Raw genomic sequence first — 19609 nt, 5'->3', positions numbered from 1 at the left:
TGATCATGGCCTTGACCGTTTTTTAGCACCTCCGCCGACAGGAGAGAATACCCCATCCTCCCGCCATTGCGCTGATTGCCTGACGTTTGCGCGAACAGGCATGACCCCATCACATATCCGTTTACTGTCAGGCGCAGGCCAGGACGGGACCGCGGCTTTCATGCCCGATCCGCGCAATATTGAAGGGGGTGGTCTGGTATATCTGGTTGATCCAGTTGCCTGCCAGCAGGTGCGCATGCGCGCGCCAGCGATTGATGGGGCGCAGGGCCGGGTCATCATGGGGGAAGTAGTTGTGCGGCACCGCAATATCGAGCCCCCTCTCGCGATCGCGGAAATATTCATCCGCCAGCGAGGTGGAATCATATTCAAGGTGGTTGAACATGTGCAGCGCATGGTGCCGCGGATCATCAAGCAGGCACAGGCCGGTCTCGGGGCTTTCGGCCAGAACGGTCATGTCGGTGTTGCGTGGCAGGTCGGCGCGCCGCACCTCCGTCCAGCGCGAGACGGGAATGGACAGGTCATCGGCAAAGCCGAGCAGGTAGGGCGAGGTCGGGGCGAGGATGCGGTGGTCATACACCCCGAACGCCTTGCGGGCGAGCGCGTGCTTGGGCATGCCATGAAAGTGGTGCACCGCGGCCTGGGCTGCCCAGCAGATGTTGAAACATCGGTGCACGTTGGTCAGGGTCCAGTCGAACACGCGGCGCAGTTCATCCCAGTAGGTCACCTCGGCAAAGGGCAGGCGCTCGACGGGGGCGCCGGTGATGATGAAGCCATCGAACCGCGCGTTGCGCACATCCTCCCACGCCCGGTAAAACGAGGTCATGTGACTGGCTGAAGCATTGCGCGGCACATGCCCGCTCATGCGCACCAGCGTGAGTTCGACCTGCAGCGGCGTTGCGCCGATAAGGCGGGCGATCTGGGTCTCGGTGCGGATCTTGTTGGGCATGAGGTTGAGCAGCCCGATGCGCAGCGGGCGGATATCCTGCCGTATGGCGTCGGTCTCGCCCATCACCATCACGCCTTCGGCTTCAAGCGTGCCGCGGGCGGGGAGATCATCGGGTATTCTTATGGGCATTGCCGCGTCCATCCTCAATTACGAGGGGCATGACGCGCTACGTGGCATGATCCGTTTTGTTGCCGGCCTGGCCACATCCCCCCTTGCGGGAGCGCCACCTTGCCCGGCACGGCAGGTTGGCGTTGGGCGTCGCCCCAACTCCTGATGCAGGCCGCGCTTTTACGTGTTTTCTGTTACGATTGCAAGACCATACGCACCGGCACGACACGCGGCGTGGCTCACGTTTCCATCAGCGACAGCCGTGCATTTTCAGATATGGCCAGCAGCAACAGCGTTCAGGCATGGGTCAGGATGCTCTGGCGGCCCCTCTCCGATGGCTGTGGGCGACCGGGCAGGCCGCCCTGCACCTGATTGCAGCCAAACGCGTTGAGGTGCGTCCACCGTGATGGGAATGTTCATGCCCTGCGCCAGGCTGATGATACTGCGGATGGATGCCCGCGAACCCGCGCCCGGGCGGTTCGTGCACAAAGACGCGGTCGATCCTGATTTTCTGGAAGCAAAACGGGCACAGGTAGCCCGGCGAGGAATAGCCGGTGCCGCATCATCAGGCACGATGTCGCGGTTGGCCGCGCTGCTCTGCACGAAAATGCTTTCGGTAATCTCGACCTCAAGCCACGCGGGCGCAAGGCCGGAGCCTGCCAGCGCCCCTTCCACAATGCTCAGAAAACGCGCGGGGGGCGAGACATTGACCGCAATGCTTGCCTGCCTAGGCCAGCCTGCCGCCTCCAGGCAGGCGGCCCGCCTTATTTGCGCCACGCCCCTGCCCCACGCTGGCCCGCGTGGCGGATGCGGGACTTCGATCGGGCACGATTGTTTGTATAAACGCCTGTCCACGCGCCTGCGTTGTCGGCAGGCAGGCGCGAAAGTCCGCGCAGGATTGGCCAGAAGCGAGAAAGAACCCATGAAGATAGCCCAGTGGATGCAGCATTCCGGTGTCGCGTTTGGAACGAGCGGCGCGCGCGGCCTTGTCAGCGCGATGAAGGATTCGGTCTGCTTCGCCTACACGGTGGGCTATCTGCGGCATCTGGCCAGCCTCGGCGAGTTCGCGCCGGGTGCTGCCGTGGCCGTGGCGGGGGACCTGCGCCCGAGTACGCCGCGCATCCTGCGCGCCTGTGCCGCCGCGATCCGTTACATGCATGGCGTGCCGGTCTTTTGCGGTTACGTGCCCACACCGGCTTTGTGCCTGCACGCATTTGCGCACGGCATGCCCTCGCTCATGGTTACGGGCAGCCATATCCCGGCCGATCGCAACGGCATCAAGTTCAACCGCGCGCGCGGCGAGTTCCTCAAGCCTGACGAGGCAGCAATGCGCGCGCTTGACGTGAGCCTGCCCGAAGGCTGGTTCGATGCCGAAGGCACGCTGACCGCCCCACCCGACCTGCCACCCGTGACAGATGTGGTGCCCGGCTTCGTGGCCCGTTACCGTGATTTCTTTGGCGCCGATGCGCTGGCGAGGCTGAAACTGGGCATTTACCAGCATTCTGCCGTGGGGCGCGACGTGCTGGTGCAGATTGTCGAGGCCCTTGGCGCCACCGCCGTGCCCCTCGGCCGCATGGACAGCTTCATCCCCGTCGATACCGAAGCCGTCCGCCCCGAGGATGCCACCCTCGCGCGGGAGTGGGCTGCCGATGGCACGCTGGACGGCATCCTGACCACCGATGGTGATTCCGACCGCCCGCTGCTGGCCGACCGGCACGGCGCCTGGCTGCGCGGCGACGTGCTGGGCATTCTGGCCGCGCGGTTTCTGGCCGCCCGTGCCGTGGCCACCCCGGTCAGCAGCAACACGGCGCTGGAACAGGCAGGCTTTGCCCATACGGTGCAGCGCACGCGCATCGGCTCGCCCTACGTGGTCGCGGCCATGACGCAGGCAGCACACGATGGGCATGAACCCTCGGTCGGATATGAAGCCAATGGCGGCTTCCTGCTGGCAAGCCCGGTCACGCGCGGGGAGCGCACGCTGGCGGCCCTGCCCACGCGGGATTCCGTGCTGCCCATGATCTGCGCGCTCGTGGCCGCGCGCGAGACGGGCACCGACCTTGCCGGGCTTGTCGCCTCCCTGCCCCGCCGCTTTACGCTGAGCGACCGGCTGAAGGACATGCCCACCGAGCAGAGTGCCGCCCATATTGCCGCCCTGCGCCGCAACCCGGCACAGGGGGCCGACGCGCTGGGTCTGACCGGAGCCTGCGGCCCGCTGGCCCATGTGGATGAAACCGATGGCCTGCGCATGACCTTTGCGGACAGCGAGGTCATTCACCTCCGCCCGTCAGGCAATGCGCCGGAACTGCGCGTGTATGTAGAGGCCGCCAGCCCCGAACGGGCGGCGCAACTGTTGCGCACGGGGCTTGAAGCCGTCAGCGCATGGCGCTGAGCACGGGGCCCGGGCAGGATTGAAGCCATCCGCCCGAGGGCTTCCGACCCCGGGCGTCAGGGATCGTCAGCTTCGAAAAACTTTCATTACTTCCAAAAAACCTTATTCAGTTGTGCAGAACAAGCCATTCACCCTCGACTTTCTTCATCAGCAGGGTCGCCTCGCGCACGTTGCCTTCAGCGTTCTTGAGCGTGACCTTGCAGGTGTAGATGGAATCATCGCCCGCCTGCGTGTGGCAATCGCTATCAACAACCTTGACCTGCGGGTTCTGTGAAACGAGCGGGTTGGGCCGCCCGATCAGTTCCATGCTGAGGTGGTTTGCCTGCTCCAGTTCCTGTTTCATGCTCTTGTCCACAGCCGCCTGTATGTCGCCCGTCGAAGGGCCGCCACAGGCTGTCAGCGCCAGCACGGGAAACAGTACCAGGCCTGAACGCAGGGATTTAACTGAAAAACGCATGCAAAGTTCTTTCACGGGCAGGAATTGAGGCCGTGCTTATGATAAAGGTACCCATGGATGTCAATAAACCTGGCTTTACATCTGACCGCCCGACAGGCATTGGCCATCCTTTATCAAGACCCGTGCCCAAAATGGCAGCGCCCGGTCGGAGAATATGATGACAGCAGACCAGGAACACACTGACGCCGCGCGGAGTGGCCCGGAAGGTGACGATGCCCCCCTGCCCCCTGAAAATGGCGGCAAAAAGGGATGGCTGAAATCAAAGCTCGCTTCGGTGGCCGAGAGAACGGGCAAGGTCAAGGAAGGGGTGAAAGACTATTACAGAAGCGATGCATCACAGGAGAAGATCCAGTGGCTGCGGGACAAGACCCTGTCCATCAGGGATTCCGAACTGCTGGAAAAATATGGTCCGCTGATCGAGCAGACCATCCGGCAGGTCGCCTCGTCCGCCGCGTTTGATATTCTGGCCGATGAACTGATCATCGCCCGATTTGCCGATCTGGTCATTGCGCACCTGCCGCCTCATGCCCAGATTGTCCTGCGCAAGACCGGCATGGACAGGCTGCTGACAGCAGCCCTGTCACGCGCCAAGGAGCCGATCCTGCGCAAGATCGCGGCCATACGCCTCAACGGCGTGCCTGCGGCTGATGCCATGAAAGCCCAGCCGCTACAGATCGAAGCCAGCCCCGCCACCCCCGGGAAAGATGAGACGCAAAAATAACGGGTATTCGGGGACCCCGCCTTTTTTGAAAAAAGGCTATGGGCAGGCGCATTGAACAACACGCCTGCCCCCTGTTTCAGGTGCTGCTTTTAAGGATGCGCCCGGCACGGCTCAGCGCCATGATGGGGAAGAGCTGCCGGTACAGGTCATAGCGCAGCATGAACGCCCGCGAGAGTTCCGCGCCCTGCTGCAGGCGGCTTGTCAGGGCCGGGTCATCAAGCTTGATGGTCTGCCCCACGCCGTAACCGGGGAAGCCGGTGCCGGTGAACTCCTTCTCATCCCAGTGGCCATCGGCCTGCTGCAGGTCGATCAGGTAGCGGCAGCCGCGCACGATGGCCTCATGGTCCTGCTTGCGGTTGGCCGCGATCAGCCCCATCAGCGCCCAGGCGGTCTGGGATGGCGTGGTCGGCCCGCGCCCGATGGAGGCAATCTCCATGTAGGATGCGCAGCTTTCGCCCCAGCCGCCATTTTCCTGCTGGTGGGCCACAAGCCAGTCACAGGCCTTGGCGATGTAGGGCTGGGTCATGTCCTCGCCAATGGCGGCAAGGGCGGGCAGCACGGCACCTGTGCCATACAGGTAATTAACGCCCCAGCGGCCAAACCACGGGCCATCGGCTTCCTGCTCGGCGCGGATATAGGCCAGCCCACGCTGGAGTGCGGGCATGTCGCGCGGCAGGCCCAGCACGCCAAAGGCCTCGAGCACATGCGCCGTGACATCAACGGAGGGCGGGTCGAGGGCCTCGCCAAAATCACAGAACGGGATCTTGGAGAGCAATGCGCGGTTGTTGTCCTTGTCAAACGCGCCCCAGCCGCCGCAGGTGCTCTGCATGCCCACGAGCCAGTTCACGCCGCGAGTGATGGCGGCCTCCACGCCCCGGCTCTTCCATTCCTCCCGGTCGCGGCAGGCAGCCAGCGCGATCAGGGCCACGGCGGTGTCATCGGTATCAGGGTAGCGGTCATTGGCGTATTCAAACGCCCAGCCGCCGGGTTCCAGATCGGGCAGCTTGACGGACCAGTCGCCCTTTACCCGCACCTGGCGCTCGAGCAGCCAGCCCAGCGCCTTGTCCATCTCGGGGCTGAAATCGGTCTCGGCATCGGCATCATGCAGGGCCATCAGCGCCAGCATGGTATCCCATACCGGGCTGTTGGTGGCCTGCACCCAGCTTGCATCGCCCCGGTCATAACGCCAGCCGGGATCATCCAGCGCTGCCAGACCCTTGGCCATGACGGGGTGATGGAACTGATAGTCCTCGCCATGCAGCGCCATCAGGCCATAGACCCATGGCGGCTGGATGCCGCCCCAGCCGCCATCGGCATCCTGATGGCGGATGATCCATTCCAGCATGTGGCGGATCGCGGCCTCGCGCATGGTGTTGCGCTTGAGGAATTTCGTCTGCAGCCAGTGCAGCGCGCGATCGGTCTTGCGGAAGAAGGTGGCCCACAGATCCTGCCCGTCACGCGGGGGCAGTTCGTAATCAAAATTCTCGCGCCCTGCGGGAAAGAGCGCATCAAGCCGGTCCTGCGGGCGCAGGGGGCGTGACGAACGGCGCGCGGACAGGATGGCCAGCGGCACCAGGGTTGCGCGCGCCCACTGCGCGAAATTGTATATGGAGAACACGAATTTGTTGGGAAACCAGATGATTTCCGGCGGCAGGTTGGGCGTCTTTTCCCACGGCCATTCCCCGATCAGGGCCAGCCAGTAGCGGGTGAACACGCGCACGTTGCGCAGGCCGCCCTTGCTCGCGATCCATGTGGCTGCCCGGCTCAGGGCGGGGTCATCGGCGGCATAACCCAGCGAGCGCAGGGCGGCGTAAGATTCGACGGTGGCGTTGATGTCGCCATTGCCCGCGCCGTAATAGATGCCCCATGAGCCATCCTCGCGCTGCATTTCCAGCAGAGCCTTGCCCAGACGGGGGCGCAGCGGGTGGTCCTCAAGGCCAAGGAACCACAGGGCCAGGCACCATTCGGCCTCCATCGAGGCGTTTGACGCCACCGACCCCACCCAGTGCCCATCGGGCTTCTGCTGCTCCACCAGCCATTTGCAGGCGGATGAGATCGTGTGCGTCAGGCTGTTGTCCATGCCCCTGAAAGCCGCCGCCAGAGCGGAATCGGGGCGGGATTCGGTCTTGTCGGAGCCGGGCGTTCCGGCCTGCTTGCGTGAAGGGCGACTTTCGCTGTTCATTTCATCCATACCTGTGGGCGATATAATAGTCAGGGGCCTTGTCAATCCGTGCTGGCCCGCAGGGGCGTGACCAGTTGCTCAAAATCAGCGAAGACAGTTTCCCACTCCGCCTGATCCATTTCAATAAACCCTGTGCTGCGTAGAAAAAATGCCCCCTCGGCGGCAAAAAGCGCCGTGCGGGCCCGACGCGCCACGGCAGAGGCCGGATTACACACTTTGAACCAGCGTGCATACCACGCCCGCAGCCGATGCAGATGTTTGGGGGATTGCATGAGGGTAACGAGCATGCCCGCCATCCGGGCCTGCGTGGCCTCATCGATCTGGCTGGCGACCACCACATAGGCGCGCGCCCGATCGGTGGCATCGGACCCGGGGGGCATGTTCTGGCTGACCTGCGCATCAAACACCACAATCCAGCGGTCGATCAGGGCGGTAATCAGGTCATCCTTGCTGCCAAAGCAGTATTGCAGGCCACCCTTGGTAATGCCGGCCTCGCGCGCCACGGCATCGAGCGTGAGGGCGGCAGCACCTTCGCGCTGCACGAGGTGTTCGACACAATCAAGCACTCTGTCACGGTCGATGGTTCTCGGGCGCGCCATGCGCGGGGTCTCCATAGTTTCATTCCATCCGGATGGAATTAAACCATAATGGCCTGCCCCGCAAGCCATGGTCGCGCCTTCCACTGATGCCGCCTTTGCAAGGGCGGCAGCCAGAAGCGTTTACGGCTGTCAGGCTGCAGTGAGCGAGGTCATGTCGATCACGGAGCAATAATGCCCATCACCCCGGTCCATGCGCGGGAGGGATCAGACCCTGCAGGCAGACGCAGCACGAATTCATCACGCACCACGATGTGCCTGGAATAGCCCCCATGCGCGCTTTCTTTTACATCCGGGCTGCATGTTGCGGAAAAACGAACGCTTTACCACCATGCTGAAAAGCAATGTCCTTTGCAGAACTTTTATTGAGCAGTTCTCATAAAGTATTTTACAAACGCAATGTGCCAGTCAGTATTTTAATGTCATTCACAACGACAGTATTTATCCATTTACGGGTATGGTCAGCACGGCACCCGGATTTTTGGTGGTTTTGGAAAGTTCCATCAGGATCTGCAACATTGTAAACCCGAGTTTGCTGGGATAATCAGTATCTGATATAAAGTAGAATTTATTATTGTATTTTATTGATACAAAGGAAAGTTTTGGTCGTTCATTACTGACATGAACAAAAACAGTCGGCTTTGTATTGCGCCCGATCAGAATGATTTTGGGCAGGGTTCGCCCCGAATCAATATCTTCCTGCGGAACGTCGATCTGATAGGCAATCTGCCCCAGAACGCCCAGCATTGTGCGCGTGAGAAGCCTGACCTGACCACGTTGCGGTTTTCCTGCGCCATAAATGACTTCCACACGCTCGTCATTGGGGCCCATTGCAAAAAACTGCCGCGTTGCCTTCACAACTTCGACCAGAATGGGGTCTGTCGTTGATGAGACCGTCAGAAATACCCGGTCAAAAGCTGGCGTCTTGCCAGGTATTTCTTCACTATGTTCAAGCTGTATGCCTAAAAGGCCCGCAATCTGCAGCCGCCGGAGATCATAGATGAGTTCAAAGAATTCAGGCGAACCTCTTCCAAGATCACCCCCTATGGCGCCTGCGTTATTGATAAGATTAACCGACTGCACAGACAGGCGGAATAAAATATCTATGGGCAGCCCACCCATGGCCAGGGGAAGCAGGCTCCCGGGAGGAAGCGGGCGCAGGAAACTTTGCGCATAGGCATCACCCGTAACGGGCTGGAATGTAAAAGTCGGGCTTTCCTGTATCTGGGCACCAATCGTGCCTGCGGGCCTGATCGGATTGGAATCCGAACCAACCCCGATGGCAATATTACGCTGTAGCTGGTAGCCGGAAATCAATTGGGTCGTATCCAGAAAGCCAGGCGTATCGGCATACCTCAAACGAACGACGTTAAGGAGTGTCTGCTGTTTGGAAGAACCAATCAACGCCTGCGAATAATCAAGCTGATCGCGATCCAGTCTTTGGGAGCCAACACCATAACATCCGCTCAGCAATAAAATAAGCGGCACCACGGTAATTTTTTTCATAACAACAGAACCCTGCATCCCTCAATACGACGTATTATATTAATCTTGACTACTTTTTGATGATTGACGGGCACCTGACTTCATAAAATGACTGAAACACATTTTCTCATGCTAGCATGTGGTTTTCTTGAATTGTAACTATATTGATTTTTATCCGAAAATGAAAAAATCATGTTTCCATAATTTCATAAATATTTTCAATGATATAACCCTCAGCAGTCAGGGCGATATTCTGAATGGCGAAATGTGCGAAATTATTAAAATCATGTAAATTATACTGAATTGACATGAACCCACGCCTGCCCGGCACATGAAAGCAATGTTCACGGAACATACGTAATGATGAAATAGTGTATCAACGACCTGATCTGGTCGCATCGCCTCCTGTGCAGAGACAATAATCTGGAGTAATAAATCAGGATTGTGAGCGTTGTTCAAATCTCCCGTAAGGTGTCTCGTCCCATGCGTAAAAGCTTTTCTGCCTTTGTTCCGGCGCTCCTGCTGACTGGCCATGCGTATGCAACGGACGTGAAGCTTCCCGATGGAACCCCGACAAACGTAACCGTTCAGACACCCTGCACAAGCGAGAGCTACAAGGAATACGAAACCTGCATTTCCGCCATCCTGAGCCTGCCTTCCAACCGTGGTGGCGATATCGATATAAGGGCAATCGAGACCTTACTGCCAAAAGATATACAGAAAGCCGCCATCATAAGCGGGATCACGGCAGCGCCTGTTGTGCCGATGACGGTGTCATTGAAGCATTATGATGACAAGAACATCATCTGGCCCTCAACCGATACACCACTCGACCATATCATAATCCCCAATAATGGAACCTATCAGGTTGTACTCACGACCAATGATGGCGGAAAAACATGGGGCATGCGGATTATTATCGAACAGCCAGGATCGGCTGAATAATAAAACGGGCCACTTGCCTGCAATGCCGGTTTCTATCTTTAATTTGTATTTAAAATATATAACTGCACCATGCCATAAGCATCGCAGCATTTCCGATCATAAATACCGTCACAGGTCCATCTGCCCATGACGGTTCCAGATCGGCCAGCCTGACGATATCCGTCAGGCTGGTTTTCGGGGAGAGAACGGGAGAATTCAGCCCGCCCCGAACATCATTCCCACTCAATCGTTCCGGGCGGTTTGGACGTAATGTCATACGTCACGCGGTTCACGCCCCGCACTTCATTGACAATACGCCCGGCCACACGGTTGAGGAAAGACATGTCAAACGGATAGATATCCGCCGTCATGCCATCCGTGCTGGTTACGGCGCGCAGGGCGCAGGCGTAATCATAGGTGCGGCCATCGCCCATAACACCCACGGTGCGCACGGGCAGCAGCACGGCAAAGGCCTGCCAGATGGCGTCATACAGCCCAGCCGCGCGGATCTCCTCCAGGAAGATCGAATCAACGCGACGCAGCAGGGCCAGCTTCTCGCGCGTGATGGCACCGGGAATACGGATCGCCAGCCCCGGGCCGGGGAACGGGTGGCGGCCCACGATCGCTTCGGGAATATCCATTTCGCGGCCGAGTTCGCGCACTTCGTCCTTGAACAGTTCGCGCAGCGGCTCGACAAGCTGCATCTTCATCCGCTCGGGCAGGCCGCCAACATTGTGGTGCGACTTGATGGTAACCGACGGGCCGCCAGTAAAGCTCACGCTCTCGATCACATCGGGGTAGAGCGTGCCCTGCGCCAGGAACTCGGCGCCGCCAAGCTTGGCGGCTTCCTCCTCGAACACCTCAATGAACAGGCGGCCAATGGTCTTGCGCTTGATTTCGGGGTCGCTCACCCCTTCAAGCGCGTTGAGGAACAGGTCGGATGCATCGCGGTGGATCAGGTGGATGTTGAAGCGGTCACGGAAGGTGCGGATCACCTCATCCGCCTCGCCCGCGCGCAGGATGCCCGGATCGACGAAAATACAGGTCAGCTGGTCGCCAATGGCCTGATGGATCAGCACGGCGGCCACCGAGGAATCAACGCCCCCCGAAAGCCCGCAGATCACCCGCCCCTTGCCAACCTGCTGGCGGATGCGCGCGATCTCCATGTCGCGGAAGCCCGCCATGGTCCAGGTGCCCCGGCACCCCGCAACGCCATGCGTGAAGTTGCGCAGCAGGGCCGCGCCATGCGGGGTGTGCACCACCTCAGGGTGGAACTGCACGCCATAGAGCCTGCGCCCTTCATCGGCGATGATGGCGAACGGCGCCCCTTCGCTCACGGCCACGGCCTGAAAGCCGGGCGGCAGCGCGGTCACGCGGTCACCATGGCTCATCCACACCTGCTCGCGCCCACCGCGCGCCCATGTGCCGCGAAACAGCGCGCAGTCCTTGATGATATCGATATGCGCACGGCCGAATTCACGATGTTCGGATGATTCGACCTTACCGCCCAGCATGCGGCACATGGCCTGCTGCCCGTAGCAGATACCCAGCACCGGCACGTTCAGTTCAAACACCACCGGCGGGATGGTCGGCGCATTCTCGTCAAGCACGCTGGCCGGGCTGCCTGACAGGATGATGCCCTTGGGCGCAAAGGCCCGAATCCGCTCGGCCGTGCTGGAATACGGCCAGATTTCGCAATACACCCCGCTCTCGCGCACGCGGCGGGCAATCAGCTGCGTGACCTGGCTGCCGAAATCCAGGATCAGGATCCGGTCTTCATGCAGGGATTCATCAAGTCCTGCCGATGGGGGGGCTGTATTCACGGTGTCGTTCATCATGTGTCTTTCGGTCGCGGCATTATCGATACACAGGGCTTCCAGCATGAGCGGGCGACCCGGTGCAAGGGTGGGATAGTCTTTCGGGCGCAGATAGCACAATATAAGGCATGAGGCAGGCCCATGTCGCCTGCCGTGTTCTGAAACACAAACCAGAGGTCCGTTTTCATGATTGCATGCCTCGCGCGGCCAGCGGTGGTGGCCCTTGGCCTGGCCGGCGTCCTTGCCTTTACGCCCCCCGCCGCAGCCGATGCGCTGCACGACCCGAAAGGATTATGGACCGGCCAGCTCGTGGCCGACAGGGGCAACTGCACCGAGGAAACCCGCGATACCTCCACCTTTCAGGTTGGCTCGAAAACCCTCACCTTCACCCCCGCCGATGGCTCCGTGCCGCTGCGGGGCCGGCCTGAAAAGGGATATGCCCACTATCATGCCGAGGTCCTGCTGCAGCAGCCCTCGGGTGCTGCCTACCCCATGGTGTTCGAGGCCCATCCCGAAGGCAAGACCATCGTTGGCATCTATGGCACGCCGCGCTGCCGGGCGCATATCGTGCTCAAACGATAGGCCCGCCATACCGCTCGCGCGGGCGTGCTCACGCAATCGGGAACACTCTGGTCCCGTACAGGCATGGATGCGGGGCCATGATCCGATATATTCCGTTTATGTCCGATAACACGACACTGGCCGGGGCCGTTCTTTCCATCATCGTCCGCAAGGGGCGCATGCTGCTTGTGCGCCGCCGTAATCCGCCCGATCAGGGGTTATGGGGCTTTCCCGGCGGGCGCATCGAGCATGGCGAAACCTGCTTTGAGGCCGCCGCGCGCGAACTGCGCGAGGAAACCGGCTTCATCACCCATGCCGAAGGCACGCTGACCGCCTTTGACCTGATCGATCGTGACAGCAGGGGCCATATCCGCTTTCACTACCTGATCGTGGCCGTGAAATGCCACGACAATGGCTGGACCGACATCCATGCGGGTGATGATGCGGATGCGGTGGACTGGTTCGATCTTGAGCAGGTGCACGCCCGCCCGGCCACCTTCAGCCCCGGCCTGCCCGAACTCGGTGCCCTGGCCCTGTCAGCCCGTGGCATCGCGCCGTGGCCACTGGCCCCGCAAACCCGCACGACCACCGATACCGCCCCCCACCATCGGGCCGAAAGCCTCCTGTCATGACCGCGCGCACCGCCCTGATTGTTGAAGACGAGACCATGATTGCCGAACTCGTCGCCACCATGCTGGAAAGCGACGGCATCACCGCCACCATATGCCCCAGCGTGGCCGAGGCCATGCACCAGCTTGAAACCCGCCCCTGCGCCCTGGCGCTGGTGGACCTGACCCTGCCTGATGGGGAACCTGATGCCTTCATTGCTGCAGCCCGCGCACGCGGCAGCCATGTGATCGTGATGAGCGGCGACCCCGACCGGCTGGCACGCTACGCCCCCCTGCCCCTGCTGGAAAAACCCTTCCGCATGAAGGCCATGCTTGAACAGGTGCGGCAGGCATTGCCCGTGGCTGACTGAGGCTGCCGCAGCGCGACGCCGCGCCCGTCGTTTTGGTAAGGCTTTTTTAATGCTTTGGAGAACGCCGCCTTTTTGGAAAAAGCGGCACCCAAAAACTTTTATTAATTATATTCAGAATTGCCTATAATCGCTGTTTAAAATAAAATAGAAAGCAATAGACAATAAAACGTCTATATTTATTTTATATAAACAAATCTTCATTCATCCCCCGCCCACTACCGGCAGGCGCGCCATCGTCTGGCGCTGGGTGGCTGACAGGTCATCGCGCAACTGCACGCGATACAGGCTGACCGGCTCGGCCACACGCCCCTTGCGCCCGCGCGTTACCGTGCCCAGGCTGTCTATGGAGGCGAAGACACCTGCATCGAACGTGCGGCGCGGGTTACAGACCATAATGCCCCCACCCGTCACGTCATGCGGCAGGTTAAACAGCGCCCAGCGCGGCTCAATGCCCACCACGATGCGGCCAGGCAGCACCGTGGCCAGTTCCGCAGCCGTGCCGTAATCACACGCGGCTACGAATTCGCCGGGCCTGGCCACAGCGCTAATATCCGCCGCCAGCCTGTGCCACCCCGCCATCTGCCGCAGCGCCACATCGGTATGGGAAGAAAGGGGCAGCGGGGCAAACAGCGCCTGCCCGTAAACCAGCGCGCCAACCAGCAGGCCGCCACCAACCGCCCAACGCCCCCAGCGCCAGCCCACCAGCGCCGTGGCCGCCGCCAGCCCCGGATAGATCACCCCCGGCCAGTTCGCCTGCACCCGGTCGCCTATGCCATGCTGCACGAACACACACGCAGGCACGGCCACGAAACAGGCCAGCAGGGCCGCACCGGGCACCTGACGGGCCTGCCCCCACGCACGGACCTGCCCCCACACGAAAAACGCGGCAATGCCCGGCGTCATCAGCCCCGCCTGCCCGGCCAGCAGTTCGGTCAGGAACTGAAAGGCCTTTGCCGGGTGCCAGTCCGCCGTGCGACCACCCTGCCGGGCAAAGCTGGCCCAGCCATGGGTTTCATTCCACCACAGTACCGGAGTGACACACAGCACGGCCAGAACCAGCCCGCCTGCAATTGCGACCCAATGCCTGCCCTGCCCCGGCACGCGCCGCCACAGGCTCTGAGCCAGCCACCACAGGCCAATGCCCGCCACAGGCAGCACGGCGGTGTATTTGCTATCAAACGCAAGCCCGGCCACGAGCCCGGCAGCCAGCCACCAGCGCGCGCCCCCTCCGGCCACGATGCGCCCCATGACCCAGAGCAGCACGGACAGGAAAAAGAGCACCGGCATGTCCGGCGTCATGACAACGGACTGGATGGCCAGCACAAGCGTTGCCTGCAACAGCGCGCAGGCCCGCCATGCCAGCACAGGCGCCGCACCCGGCAGCAGGTCACGCACGGCCCTGAACAGGAAAAACGATATCCCCGCCCCCGCCAGCACGCCCGCCAGCCTCACGCCAAACGGGTCATCGCCACCAAGCGCCATGCCCAGCCTGATCCACACAGCCACCATGGGCGGGTGGTCAAGATAGCTTGCGGCAGGCGCCAGCGCCCAGATGCGGTAATAGGCCTCATCGGGCGAAAGCGGCAGAAGCGCTGCCACCACCAGCCGCAGGCAGGCCACCAGGCCAAGCAGGCACAGCCACGGGCGCGGGCTGTCCTTCACCCTCACGCTCCTGCCTTCACACAGGCACGCCAGGGCGGTTGAGGCTGGTGCGGATGGTCTGGAGTGTCTGCACGCGCACCACGTGGGTGGCTTCGGTCAACTGGCGGGTCAGCAGGTTTTCATGCGTGGCGTCACGCGCCACGAGCCGCACCAGAAAGTCGCCGCCGCCGCGAATCATGTGGCACTCGCGCACTTCCGGCCAGGCCGAGACCTGCGCCTCGAAGGCGGCCAGCACGGTTTCCTTCTGGCTGTCCAGGCCGATCAGAGCGAAAAGCGTGATCGACCAGCCCAGCCGCGCGCCATCGGTATCGGCATGGTAGCCACGGATCACGTGGTCTTCCTCAAGCCTGCGCATGCGGCGCAGGCAGGGCGGCGCGGAAATACCGACACGCCGCGCCAGTTCCACGTTCGTCATGCGTCCGTCGAGCTGAAGTTCGGCCACAATCCGACGATCAATCGCATCCAGATCAGCCATCCGTTCCGCCATGCACATTCCATCTCTCGACAAGGGGGCAACCGCCGGACCGGGTGCCACGATAATGAAGCACTTTCTACTCCAACCCTTGCACGGACGCCAGTGGACGACCATACCAAAGGAAATTATGACGCTACGATAGGTTTTCCCGATCTCATGCCCCAGACCGTTTCTACCGACCTGCTTGTCATCGGCGCGGGTCCCGCCGGTTATACCGCCGCCATCTATGCCGCGCGCGCCAGTCTTTCGCCCGTTCTCGTGGCGGGGCTGCAGCCCGGCGGCCAGCTCATGATCACTACCGATGTCGAGAACTATCCCGGCTTCGCCAAGGGCATACAGGGGCCGGAACTGATGGAGCAGATGGCCGAGCAGGCCCGCAATGTCGGCACGCGCATGATGGATGACATCATCGTTTCCTGCGATTTCAGCCGCAAGGACGGCAGTGGCCGCTTTTACGCCACGGGCGATTCCGGCACGGTGTACGAGGCGCGCAGCGTCATCATCGCCACGGGCGCCCAGGCCAAATGGCTTGGCGTGCCGGGCGAGAAGGAATTCCAGGGTGGCGGCGTTTCGGCCTGCGCCACGTGTGATGGCTTTTTCTATCGCGGCAGGCGCGTGGCCGTGATTGGCGGCGGCAACACGGCGGTGGAGGAAGCCCTTTACCTCACCCACCATGCCAGCCACGTTACCCTGATCCACCGCCGCGACACCCTACGGGCGGAAAAGATCCTGCAGGACCGCCTGCATGCCAACCCCAAGATATCGGTACTGTGGAACAAGGCGGTCGAACGCATTACCGGCAGCGGCACGCCAGCCGTGGTCACGGGGGCGGACCTGCGCGACACGGTTACGGGCGCAACCAGTCATATCGACGTGGATGGCGTGTTCGTTGCCATCGGCCATGCCCCGAACACCACAATTTTTCGTGATGTTGTGGCCATTGATACGGATGGTTACATCACCACGGCACCCGGTAGCACGCGCACCTCGGTGCCAGGCGTATTTGCCGCAGGTGACGTGCAGGACAAGATATATAGGCAGGCCGTCACGGCGGCGGGCACCGGCTGCATGGCAGCGCTCGAGGCCGAGCGCTTTCTTGCCACCGGTCAGTAAAGGACTGCATGAGTCCTTGACCTGCCCCAGCATTTCCTTCACCACAACCCCTAGTGTCATAACATTTGGCGCGCCCTTTATAAGATAGAAAGCGGAGTCAACGCGTGGACTGGGATAAACTCCGGATATTTCATGCTGTAGCCGAGGCAGGGTCCTTCACCCATGCCGGCGACGTGCTTAACCTGAGCCAGTCTGCGGTATCGCGGCAGATTTCAGCCCTGGAAGAAGCGCTGCAGGTTCCTCTTTTCCACCGGCATGCCCGGGGGCTGATCCTGACCGAGCAGGGCGAGACGCTGAACCAGACGGTTCGGGAAGTCTTCTCCAAGCTCGCCATGACCCAGTCCCTGCTGACGGAAAGCAAGGAAAAGGCGGCCGGTCGGCTACGGGTAACCACCACAACCGGCTTTGGCACCTGCTGGCTCACGCCGCGGCTGCACCGGTTCATGGAAACCAACCCTGATATTTCGATTACCCTGATCCTGGAAGATAACGACCTTGATCTGGGCATGCGCGAGGCCGACGTGGCCGTGCGCATGCATCCACCCCGCCAGCCGGACCTGATCCAGCGGCACCTGGCCGACTTCCCGCTGCCGATCTATGCCTCGCAGTCGTACCTCAACGATTACGGCACGCCGCGCACGCTGGAAGAGCTCAACGCCCACAAGCTGATCCTGTTCGGGGGGTATCACCCGCCCGTGCCGCACATCAACTGGCTGGCCGAGACCGGCGTGCCATCCGATGAGCGTCGCCAGGCCCGCCTTGAGGTCAACAGCCTCGCCGCCATGGCGGGCGCCATTGCGGCTGGCATCGGCATTGGCTCGATTCCGCTTTATGCGGCGTCGCAGTACCCCAACCTCGTCAAGATCCTGCCCGAGGTGCCGCTGCCCACGGTAGATGCCTATTTCGTCTACCCCGAGGAACTGCGCACCTCCAAGCGCGTGGCCGTTTTCCGTGACTTCCTGCTCGCGGAAATCAACGCCCGCCACTAAGCGCGCATGGCATCACCCGCGCCGGTTCAGTCCGGTCGGGTGATGCGCGCGACATGACAGGCGCCACTGCATGACTGCCTGCCAGTCCTGCACGACGCCATAGCGTGCAATCACGCTGGAAATTTCCGGGTCCCCTTTTTGCCAGAAGCCTGAAAGAACGCCGCCTTTTAAAAAGGCGACACCCGGAAACATCCTTTTTCTCTGTTTCAATAAATCGTTAAAAAAACAGAATGCCCGCCGCCTCGTTCAATCAGCAGCGGGGGCTGAATTGACGCGTTCGCGCAGTTCCTTGCCTGCCTTGAAGAAGGGCACGACCTTCTCATCCACCGATACGCTCTCTCCCGTGCGGGGGTTGCGCCCGGTGCGGGCATCGCGCTTCTTGACGGTAAATGCGCCAAAGCCACGCAATTCCACCCGGTCACCGTGCATCAGGGCATTGCTGATTTCAGCAAAGATGACCTGAACGATACGTTCCACATCCCGCAGGGGGATATGGGGGCGGGCTGCGGCAAGCTCGGCGATCAATTCCGATCTGGTCATCCTGTTCCCCTCAAATTAAACAAGAAATTATAGTTTCCAGATCGCAACGGCCCCGTCAAGCATACTACTTTCCTTCAACAACATTTCCGCACCCGGCACCCCTGACAGCACACCCGCGATCCAGTGCCGCCAGTTGACCCCGGTTGCCTGCGGCCCGATATCGGTCACCGGCGCACTGTCGGGCAGATGCGTGGTTTTGAGCAACCACTGCCGCGCATCATCAAGCGAGCCGATCTGGTCAACAAGCCCGAGCCCGAGCGCCTGCTGGCCGGTATAGGGGCGGCCATCGGCCAGTTCACGCACGCGCTCGGGCGGCATGTGCCGGTCCTGCGCCACGACGGTAACGAAAAAACCGTAAAGATCGGCAATGACGCCCTGCAACATCTCACGCCCCTGCGGCGAGAGCGGCTGCACGGCGGAAGGCTGGCCCTTCATGGGGCCGGATACAAGCTGGTCCACATGCACGCCCACCCGTTCGAGCAGGCCGGAAACATCGGGCGATTCCAGCAGCACGCCAATCGAGCCGGTCAGGGTGGAGCGGTTGGCGAAAATGCGGCTGGCAGGCACAGACACCATATACCCCGCCGAAGCCGCAACACTGCCCATGGACACGACAACCGGCTTGCGACGCGCAAAGGCCGCCACGGCATCATGCAGCACCTCGCCACCCGTTACCGCGCCGCCAGGGCTGTTGACTTCAAGCACCAGCCCCTTGACCGAGGCATCATCCGCCGCCTTTTTCAGCGCCTCGACATTCTCATGCTCATCAGCGCCAATGACCCCACCAAGCTTGAGGTGGACAAGATGCGGGGCGTGGCCGGCCAGTCCACCCGACCGGCTTACGGCGAGCAGGCAGGCAAGAACAAAAAAAGCCACGGCACCCCCCCGCCAGAGCAGAAGCTGGCGGCGGCGTGACGTAGCGTGCATAGACATATCGGGGCTGGTATCCATGGTCAGGGTAATACCACGGATACCGCCCATACCGAAGAACAGGATCAGACGTTAAAACAGACCCGTATCATGCCTTGCGTCGACGGCCCGGGCGCCCGCGGCCATTTTCCGCCCCACCGGCTTCCGCAGCGGCTGCCGCGGCGGATGCTGCGGTGATCTTGCGGCCAAGCCCGATCTCACGCGCGAGGCTTGAGCGCCGCTCGGCATAGTTGGGGGCGACCATGGGGTATTCGGCCGGCAGGCCCCAGCGCTCACGGTACTGGTCGGGGGTCATGCCATAGGCGCTCTGCAGATGGCGCTTGAGCATCTTGAGCTTCTTGCCGTCTTCAAGGCAGACGATGTAATCGGCAAACACCGAGCGCTTGATGGGCACGGCGGGCTGAAGCTTTTCGGGCTCCTGCGCCGGACGACCCACGGTTGACAGTGCAGCATAAACATTACGGATCAGGTCAGGCAGCACATCGGCACCGACACTGTTATTGGAAACATGCGCCGACACGATCTGCGCGGTCAGTTCCAGACACGAGAAGTCCTGTTCAGTATCAGACATGATCTTTGCACCTTATTTAACTTACAATAAAATTTCGTGATTTATTCACGATCCTTCATTACGCTTACATATACGGACAGACTTCTGAATACAATACAGGACATTGAACCGAATACGCTTATTCTAATCACCTATACCTCTTATATTATATGGAATAGCCAGTA

The 19609-nt window shown here is 61.1% G+C and carries 21 protein-coding genes and 1 riboswitch; of the genes, 8 read left to right on the top strand and 13 right to left on the bottom strand.

The annotated features are described in order from the left end of the window. Nucleotides 1-127 precede the first annotated feature (127 nt). Together metA and R5N89_RS04850 are read right to left on the bottom strand one after the other, a co-directional pair. The gene (gene metA / locus R5N89_RS04855) at nt 128-1075 is read right to left on the bottom strand and encodes a homoserine O-succinyltransferase (protein ID WP_110569279.1); all 948 of its coding nucleotides are present in this window, start codon (nt 1073-1075) and stop codon (nt 128-130) included. A gap of 45 nt (nt 1076-1120) precedes the next feature. Beyond that, a riboswitch (SAM-I-IV-variant riboswitch) is annotated at nt 1121-1228 on the bottom strand. Nucleotides 1229-1324: 96 nt separating this feature from the next. Beyond that, entirely contained in the window at nt 1325-1831 is a 507-nt protein-coding gene (locus tag R5N89_RS04850) for a hypothetical protein (protein WP_208624690.1), read from the bottom strand. 163 nt (nt 1832-1994) lie between these two features. Between R5N89_RS04850 and R5N89_RS04845 the strand changes: the two genes are divergently transcribed. Continuing rightward, nucleotides 1995-3443, top strand: a complete 1449-nt coding sequence (locus tag R5N89_RS04845; RefSeq protein ID WP_208624693.1) for a phosphomannomutase — start codon at nt 1995-1997, stop codon at nt 3441-3443. A 106-nt stretch (nt 3444-3549) separates the two neighbouring features. Here R5N89_RS04845 and R5N89_RS04840 read toward each other — a convergent pair whose 3' ends face one another. Continuing rightward, nucleotides 3550-3900, bottom strand: coding sequence for a hypothetical protein (locus tag R5N89_RS04840; RefSeq protein ID WP_110569219.1), 351 nt, complete (start codon nt 3898-3900; stop codon nt 3550-3552). 154 nt (nt 3901-4054) lie between these two features. On the opposite strand from R5N89_RS04840, the gene R5N89_RS04835 reads away from it, so the two are divergent. Then, the gene (locus R5N89_RS04835; protein WP_110569220.1) at nt 4055-4621 is read left to right on the top strand and encodes a hypothetical protein; all 567 of its coding nucleotides are present in this window, start codon (nt 4055-4057) and stop codon (nt 4619-4621) included. A 76-nt stretch (nt 4622-4697) separates the two neighbouring features. On the opposite strand, the gene shc is transcribed toward R5N89_RS04835, so the two are convergent. The 3 genes from shc to R5N89_RS04820 form a co-directional block, all read right to left on the bottom strand. Further along, nucleotides 4698-6701, bottom strand: a complete 2004-nt coding sequence (gene shc, locus R5N89_RS04830) for a squalene--hopene cyclase (protein WP_244192190.1) — start codon at nt 6699-6701, stop codon at nt 4698-4700. Nucleotides 6702-6844: 143 nt separating this feature from the next. Further along, nucleotides 6845-7402 carry a TetR/AcrR family transcriptional regulator gene (locus R5N89_RS04825; RefSeq protein ID WP_110569281.1) on the bottom strand — a complete coding sequence of 186 codons (558 nt, stop codon included), beginning with the start codon at nt 7400-7402 and terminating at the stop codon, nt 6845-6847. Between the two features lie 438 nt (nt 7403-7840). After that, the gene (locus R5N89_RS04820) at nt 7841-8905 is read right to left on the bottom strand and encodes a hypothetical protein (RefSeq protein WP_110569221.1); all 1065 of its coding nucleotides are present in this window, start codon (nt 8903-8905) and stop codon (nt 7841-7843) included. 462 nt (nt 8906-9367) lie between these two features. On the opposite strand from R5N89_RS04820, the gene R5N89_RS04815 reads away from it, so the two are divergent. After that, entirely contained in the window at nt 9368-9829 is a 462-nt protein-coding gene (locus tag R5N89_RS04815; protein ID WP_110569222.1) for a hypothetical protein, read from the top strand. Nucleotides 9830-10041: 212 nt separating this feature from the next. Here the strand turns inward: R5N89_RS04815 and guaA are convergent, their stop codons facing one another. After that, nucleotides 10042-11643, bottom strand: coding sequence for a glutamine-hydrolyzing GMP synthase (gene guaA, locus R5N89_RS04810; protein ID WP_167400873.1), 1602 nt, complete (start codon nt 11641-11643; stop codon nt 10042-10044). A 168-nt stretch (nt 11644-11811) separates the two neighbouring features. Here guaA and R5N89_RS04805 point away from each other — a divergent pair, with 168 nt between their 5' ends. The 3 genes from R5N89_RS04805 to R5N89_RS04795 all read left to right on the top strand — a co-directional run bounded on the left by R5N89_RS04805 (nt 11812) and on the right by R5N89_RS04795 (nt 13165). Further along, on the top strand, nt 11812-12207 hold the full coding sequence (locus tag R5N89_RS04805) for a hypothetical protein (RefSeq protein WP_244192179.1): 396 nt from the start codon (nt 11812-11814) through the stop codon (nt 12205-12207). Nucleotides 12208-12284: 77 nt separating this feature from the next. Then, nucleotides 12285-12818 carry an NUDIX hydrolase gene (locus tag R5N89_RS04800; protein ID WP_244192180.1) on the top strand — a complete coding sequence of 178 codons (534 nt, stop codon included), beginning with the start codon at nt 12285-12287 and terminating at the stop codon, nt 12816-12818. Beyond that, nucleotides 12815-13165 carry a response regulator gene (locus R5N89_RS04795; protein WP_110569225.1) on the top strand — a complete coding sequence of 117 codons (351 nt, stop codon included), beginning with the start codon at nt 12815-12817 and terminating at the stop codon, nt 13163-13165. The genes R5N89_RS04800 and R5N89_RS04795 overlap by 4 nt, the downstream gene beginning before the upstream one ends. A 201-nt stretch (nt 13166-13366) precedes the next feature. Here R5N89_RS04795 and R5N89_RS04790 read toward each other — a convergent pair whose 3' ends face one another. Beyond that, on the bottom strand, nt 13367-14833 hold the full coding sequence (locus R5N89_RS04790; RefSeq protein WP_110569226.1) for a glycosyltransferase family 39 protein: 1467 nt from the start codon (nt 14831-14833) through the stop codon (nt 13367-13369). 10 nt (nt 14834-14843) lie between these two features. Next, nucleotides 14844-15314 (bottom strand): Lrp/AsnC family transcriptional regulator, encoded by a 471-nt coding sequence (locus R5N89_RS04785; protein WP_061275817.1) that lies wholly within the window; start codon nt 15312-15314, stop codon nt 14844-14846. A gap of 144 nt (nt 15315-15458) precedes the next feature. On the opposite strand from R5N89_RS04785, the gene trxB reads away from it, so the two are divergent. Continuing rightward, a complete protein-coding gene (gene trxB, locus R5N89_RS04780) occupies nt 15459-16415 on the top strand; it encodes a thioredoxin-disulfide reductase (RefSeq protein ID WP_110569227.1) in 957 nt (318 codons plus the stop codon). 104 nt (nt 16416-16519) lie between these two features. Next, entirely contained in the window at nt 16520-17404 is an 885-nt protein-coding gene (locus tag R5N89_RS04775) for a LysR family transcriptional regulator (RefSeq protein WP_014104779.1), read from the top strand. A 12-nt stretch (nt 17405-17416) separates the two neighbouring features. Here R5N89_RS04775 and R5N89_RS04770 read toward each other — a convergent pair whose 3' ends face one another. The 4 genes from R5N89_RS04770 to R5N89_RS04755 form a co-directional block, all read right to left on the bottom strand. Continuing rightward, entirely contained in the window at nt 17417-17596 is a 180-nt protein-coding gene (locus R5N89_RS04770; RefSeq protein WP_110569228.1) for a hypothetical protein, read from the bottom strand. Nucleotides 17597-17650: 54 nt separating this feature from the next. Next, nucleotides 17651-17944, bottom strand: coding sequence for an integration host factor subunit beta (gene ihfB / locus R5N89_RS04765; RefSeq protein ID WP_110569229.1), 294 nt, complete (start codon nt 17942-17944; stop codon nt 17651-17653). Nucleotides 17945-17971: 27 nt separating this feature from the next. Then, nucleotides 17972-18895: a signal peptide peptidase SppA gene (gene sppA / locus R5N89_RS04760; RefSeq protein ID WP_110569283.1), complete on the bottom strand. Its 924-nt coding sequence runs from the start codon at nt 18893-18895 to the stop codon at nt 17972-17974. A gap of 67 nt (nt 18896-18962) precedes the next feature. Further along, complete coding sequence (locus R5N89_RS04755) at nt 18963-19445, bottom strand: MucR family transcriptional regulator (protein WP_110569230.1); 483 nt, start codon at nt 19443-19445, stop codon at nt 18963-18965. Nucleotides 19446-19609: the final 164 nt, after the last annotated feature.

The organism is Komagataeibacter sucrofermentans DSM 15973 (assembly GCF_040581405.1).
GTDB classification, from domain to species: domain Bacteria; phylum Pseudomonadota; class Alphaproteobacteria; order Acetobacterales; family Acetobacteraceae; genus Komagataeibacter; species Komagataeibacter sucrofermentans.
Note: the sequence above shows the minus strand (reverse complement) of the source record. Positions and strands in the feature narration are given on the sequence as shown.